Source organism: Bacteroidales bacterium, from assembly GCA_018334875.1.
Lineage (GTDB): Bacteria > Bacteroidota > Bacteroidia > Bacteroidales > UBA12077 > JAGXLC01.
Genome location: JAGXLC010000271.1, coordinates 1 through 5,722, shown reverse-complemented (window position 1 = coordinate 5,722; position 5,722 = coordinate 1). Strand labels below are relative to the sequence as shown.

Here is a 5,722-nt window from a genome sequence, read left to right as displayed (position 1 = left end):
GAGGGTGTTGTTTGTTTTAATGTTCGGATTGTTTTTATGTAATCCGTTAACAACATCAGCCGAGTCGGATTTTTCGAACGACGAAAATGAAGTCCTTTCAGATAATACCCGTCAACAGCAAATTGAAGTAAACGGTACTGTCACCGATGCCCGAACCGGGGATCCATTGCCGGGTGTTAATATTGTTGTGGAGGGAACTACCACAGGAACTACAACAGATATGGAGGGTGACTATACCCTTGAAGCTCCTGCAGATGCCACACTGATATTCTCTTTTGTCGGATATCAGGAGCAAAGCGTTGAAATCAACGGCCGTCAGGAGATCAATATTGAAATGGAACAAGCCGTAACCGAGCTGGAAGAAGTTGTAGCTGTAGGTTATGGTACACAAACCCGAGAACAGGTAACCGGTGCCGTATCCACGGTAAGTTCGGAAGACCTTGCCGATGTTCCCGAAATATCAACAGGGCAGGCATTACAGGGAAAGTTAAGTGGTGTTACAGTTAGAAAATCCCCTGTGCCTGGTGGTGGTTCTGATATTCGGATACGCGGAATGACCACCATAAACAACAATGATCCTTTATGGGTTGTTGATGGGGTACCCGGGGGTGAAGCGCAACCTGAGGAAATAGAGAGTATTTCAGTGTTAAAAGGTGCTTCTGCCACTGCCATTTATGGCGCCCGGGGTGCCGGTGGTGTAATTCTTGTAACCACAAAATCCGGAGAGAAAAATACCGAAACGCAGATTAACTTCACTGCTAACCATGGAATGAACCGTGCCAAAGAATTCTATGATATGCTGAATACACGGGAATATGCAGAATTGGTTTGGCTGGAACAAAGAAATGCAGGCGTGGAAGATATATCACATGTGCTTTATGGCTCTGGAGACGAGCCCGACATTCCCGAGTATGTTGTTCCGCCTCGCGCCGATCCCAATATGATTGATGATGACTACATTGAGAACAATTATGACCGCCGTCAGAGCGATGAAGACGGCGATGGCACGCATCTTATATCAAAAGCCAGTGTACCGGGCACAGATTGGTTTGATGTTGTTACCCGGAATGGTTTGTATCAAAAATACAATTTAAGTATCCAAGGTGGCTCTGAAACTACCAATTTCGGTGCTATGGCAGGTTATCTGAAAGAGGAGGCTTATGTTAAATATTCGGATTTTGAAAGGTTTAACCTGCGACTTAATGCCGATCATGATTTAACGGACTGGTTAACTGTAGGTGAAAGATTAAAGGCAACCTATTCAGAAGATGTAGGATCAAAAGATGCCAGAGGTGGTGAAGGCTCAATAATTGCCTGGTGTTACCGTGCTCAGCCCATTATTCCGGTATATGATGTCAAGGGGAATTTTATGGGCAGTAAAGTACCGGAAACCGGTAATGCGCACAATCCACTGGCCACCCTTTACCGTGACCGGAATAACTTTGACCGGGATTTAACTGCCAATGGCAATTTTAATGTTCAGGCAAATATTATTGAAGGATTGTCTTTTAAGTCACTTTTGGGTTTTGAGTATAATATGTCTAACTCAAAGTGGTATGGATACAGAGACAGGGAAAATACCGAAGCTTCCAAGAATGAAAGTGTAGGTAGATACTCCAATGAAAGCCGCAACTGGAACTGGTCCAATACGCTTAATTATACCACTGAAATTGGCGGGGTGCATCGGTTGGATCTGATGGCAGGAACCGAAGCTGTGGAGAATCTGTATTACTATCTCTCCGGCAACCGACAGGCCTACTTTTCCCCGGAATTAGAACCAGCTACTTCTTATATGGTGCTCAATTCAGGTGCTGAGTCTGAATCTAATTCAGGGAGTTATTCTTCCTGGTCCACTTTCTCCATGTTTACCCGTTTAAATTATCAATATGGAGACAGATACATACTGAATGCCACATTCCGGCGTGATGGTTCCTCCCGTTTTGGTAGTGAGAACCGCTACGGGAATTTCCCCGCATTCTCACTAGGCTGGCGGGTAACTGAGGAATCATTCATGGATGGAACCGCTCCCTGGCTGGATTTTCTTAAAATCCGCGGAGGCTGGGGTTTGGTCGGTAATGACCGAATCGGTAATTACAATGGTTTTACTACCTACAGTATGAGTTCCTATTCTGCTGTATACCCCTGGACCGGTAGCAATGTAGGCGGTTATCCCGGTATTCAGGCGGAAGCTTTCGGTAACCCGGAAGCCAGGTGGGAAACTACCGAAACCATAAATCTCGGTCTTCAGGCCACCGTATTTGAGGTGCTTGATATAAATATTGATGTATGGGAAAAGAATACATCGGATATGTTGTATCCTGCTACCATACCTGCAGTGGAAGGTTCTGCAGATATCCCTTCCATTAATGTTGCTGAAATGAATAACAGAGGTATGGATGTTGAATTGAATCTGACCAGCCCGGAAAGCCAGGGAGATTTTACTTATGACATTTCATTGAATGTTTCTCATTACAAAAATGAAATTGAGAAGCTGACAGGGACTGCAGGTGAAAAAATATGGTCAAGTTCACTCCGGCATATGAGGTATGCCAGAGCAGAAGAGGGGACGGAGTTTCCCGAATTTTATGGTTATGTGGTAGAAGGCATTTTCCAATCTGAAGAGGAGGCCGCAAATCATCCCAATGCGTTTGGTGAAACGGGAACTTACAACGAGGCTGGAAGGTTCAAATACAAGGACGTTAATGGAGATGGGATTATAGACGAAGATGACCGAACCTATATAGGAAGCCCCCATCCTGATTTTACAGCGGGTTTAAATATTACTCTGAGATATGGGAATTTTGACCTCCGTTCCGGATTATATTCAAGCTATGGAAATGATATTGTCAATTATGCCAGGAGATTCCTGGATTTCCATATGTTCCAGGGCGGTCGTTCTCATCGGACCCTCTACGAATCATGGGGCAGCCCTTATCTGGATAACAATGAAAATGCAAAGATGCCCAAGTATGAACCGGAAGATTCAAAAAGTCAAAGACCCTCTACCTATTTTGTTGAGGATGGATCTTACCTGCGTATGAACAACCTGGAAATAGGTTATAATTTACCCGATAACCTTACCAATAGGTTGGATATGAATAGAGTCCGAATTTATGCCCGGGCTACCAATTTGTTTACCATTACAGGGTACTCCGGGTTGGATCCCGAGGTTTATACCCAGGGCATGAATCTGGGACAGGATCGGGGATCATGGCCTGTTCCCCAACAGTTCATGTTTGGTATCAATGTGAATATGTAAATTTTAATAATAAAAACTCTGATTATGCAACATATAAAGCTTAATATATTAAAAGATAAAAGTTGGCTATTTGCAACTTTGATTATGAGTATCCTGATATTTTTGGGTACATCATGTGAAGAAGAATTTTATGAAAAACAGCCACCCGGTGAGGTAACAGAGGATGTCTTAGCCAACCGCGATGGAGCGGAAAGACTATTGGCGGGTGCTTATGCAGCACTAAATGGATCTCCGAATAGTTGTTATGGCTCTATGTGGGCCGGAACGGATACCCGGCTTTATGGATCTATTGCTGCCGATGATGCCAACACAGGTTCGGCCAAAGGCGATCATCCCGAGATGTGGATATTTGAACAGTATGAAGCCCTACCTTCCAACCAAGCAATAGAATCTAAATGGGACCAGAATTATGATGGAATTTCCCGTGCTAATAAGGCGTTGGAAATAATTAATAAGGCTTCAGATGAGATACCCGATGACCAGGTAACTGAAATGAAAGCGGAAGCTCGTTTCATAAGGGGATGGTTACATTATAGCCTTAAGATCGTTTTTGACTACATTCCTTATATCACCAGGAATTTAGAAAACCCGGTTGATGACATGCCTTATACGGAAGAGCAGATGGAAAAACCTTCCAAAGTGCCCAATATGACATCTGATAATGAGAAGATTGATGTGTGGCCATTGATCGAAGGCGACCTACGGTATGCCATGAATAATCTTCCGGAAGAACAGGATCAGGTTGGGAGAATTGATAAATATGCTGCAGAAGCAGTCCTTGCACGGGCTCATCTGATGCAGGCAGATTACGACGCCGCCGAACCACTTATTAATGATATTATAAATAATAGTGGTGCTGAATTGGTAGAGCATTTTTACTGGAATTATGATATAGCCCATAATAACAATAAGGAATCAATCTTTGAGATTCAGTCTGCTGCTTCTCCTACAGGAGGAACGAATGCGAATTCCTTTTGTACGGCTATGGGGCTTCTTCCGCAAGGTTTAGGTGGCTGGGGCCACTACAAAATTTCTCTTCATGCTGTTAATGCCTTTAAAGTTAATGAAGAAGGTCTTCCTGAAGAAAATTGGGATGAGAACTTCTTCAAAAATTCCTATGGCATACCTTCTAACGTTGAATTCATCCCCTCGGATCATCCTGTAGATCCCAGATTAGACTGGACAGTTGGCAGACGGGGCATCCCCTTTCTGGATTGGGGAGTTCATCCGGGTGCTGCATGGGTGAGATCACCCGACTTTGGAGGAGTCTTTCATTCCAAAAAGCATATGTTCTATGATGAACAAACCGGAAAAAATAGGCCTTCTGCGATGTGGGGTGGCTTAAGTACCCAGAATTACCGTAAATATCGGTTGGGTCATGTTTATTTATGGAAAGCTGAAGTGGAAACAAGAAAAGGTAATCTTTCAGAAGCTACCGAATATGTGAATAAACTGCGGCGACGTGCCGATAACCATGTAGTAATGGGTAAATGCAATACTTATACATTTACCGGAGAAGATCCCGATGTTAACGGGGACGAACCCGCTGCAAATTATCATATTGATACCTATGATGATTTTAGCAGCAAAGAAGAAGCCTGGAGGGCGATCCGGACAGAAACCCTGCTTGAAACCGCAGGATTTGGCCTTCGCTTTTTCGATTTGAGACGTTGGGATAAAGCTGGTGTTCTTGATATGGAAGAAGAGTTAAATAATTATATAGAAAAAGATTCGCAATGGAGACCGCTTCTTAAGGGAACTACCTTCAACGAAGAAGACAGGTATTTTCCCATTCCTTTAGATCCTATCGAGAATCAACCTGATGTGATTAAGCAAAGTCCTGCTTATAAATAATTTAAAAGGCTAAAAAGATAACCATGGATCAGTTAAATTAAGTCTAAAATGCTGGTCGATGGTTATTTTTTTATGTTTAAAAATTTAAAATGTATACTATCTATGAATTCATTAAAATTTTTTGAAAAGAAATGCTTCCCTTTATTTTTAATTTTCCTTATTTATTTGTTGTTCAACTCTCAAACATCTCTATCCCAAGACACCCCCACCGGCAATCCCGAAGATTTTGAGGTCAAAACCTGCCTGCACTCGGTCAGTTATGCCGGAGTTTGGCGGGGACAGGCCCAGCTCACGGTTGATGAGTTTTTGGTTAAGGCCAAAGAATTGGGTTTCGACGGCGTGATGCTGGTGGCCAAAAGGCCTCATGTTTCACCATTCGATTATAATGAAGCCGAACGCGAACAGCTTAAGCAAAGGATCGATGAGTTGGGTCTTGAATTGGTAGGCCTGGCAGGTTATACCGACTTTACAGCAGGTGTGGATAAACCAGGAATACCCAACGTGGAGATACAGGCAAGTTACGTGGGAGAAATTGCCAAGCTGGCCCGCGATCTGGGAACGGATATGGTGCGGATATTCACCGGTTATGAGCATGAAGGAGTTGATTAT

3 protein-coding genes are annotated in these 5,722 nt (G+C 43.4%); all 3 read left to right on the top strand.

Annotated elements, in window-relative coordinates:
- Nucleotides 1-3,259, top strand: a 3,259-nt coding sequence (locus KGY70_16155) for a TonB-dependent receptor (protein MBS3776731.1), incomplete at its 5' end; no start/stop codon positions are given.
- An 84-nt stretch (nt 3,260-3,343) separates the two neighbouring features.
- On the top strand, nt 3,344-5,113 hold the full coding sequence (locus KGY70_16150; GenBank protein MBS3776730.1) for a RagB/SusD family nutrient uptake outer membrane protein: 1,770 nt from the start codon (nt 3,344-3,346) through the stop codon (nt 5,111-5,113).
- Between the two features lie 102 nt (nt 5,114-5,215).
- A partial coding sequence (locus tag KGY70_16145; GenBank protein MBS3776729.1) for a TIM barrel protein occupies nt 5,216-5,722 on the top strand: 507 nt, incomplete at its 3' end.

Excerpts from the sequence above, each read along its gene's own strand:
- KGY70_16150 (MBS3776730.1), top strand. The coding sequence starts at position 3,344 with ATGAGTATCCTGATATTTTTGGGTACATCATGTGAAGAAGAATTTTAT.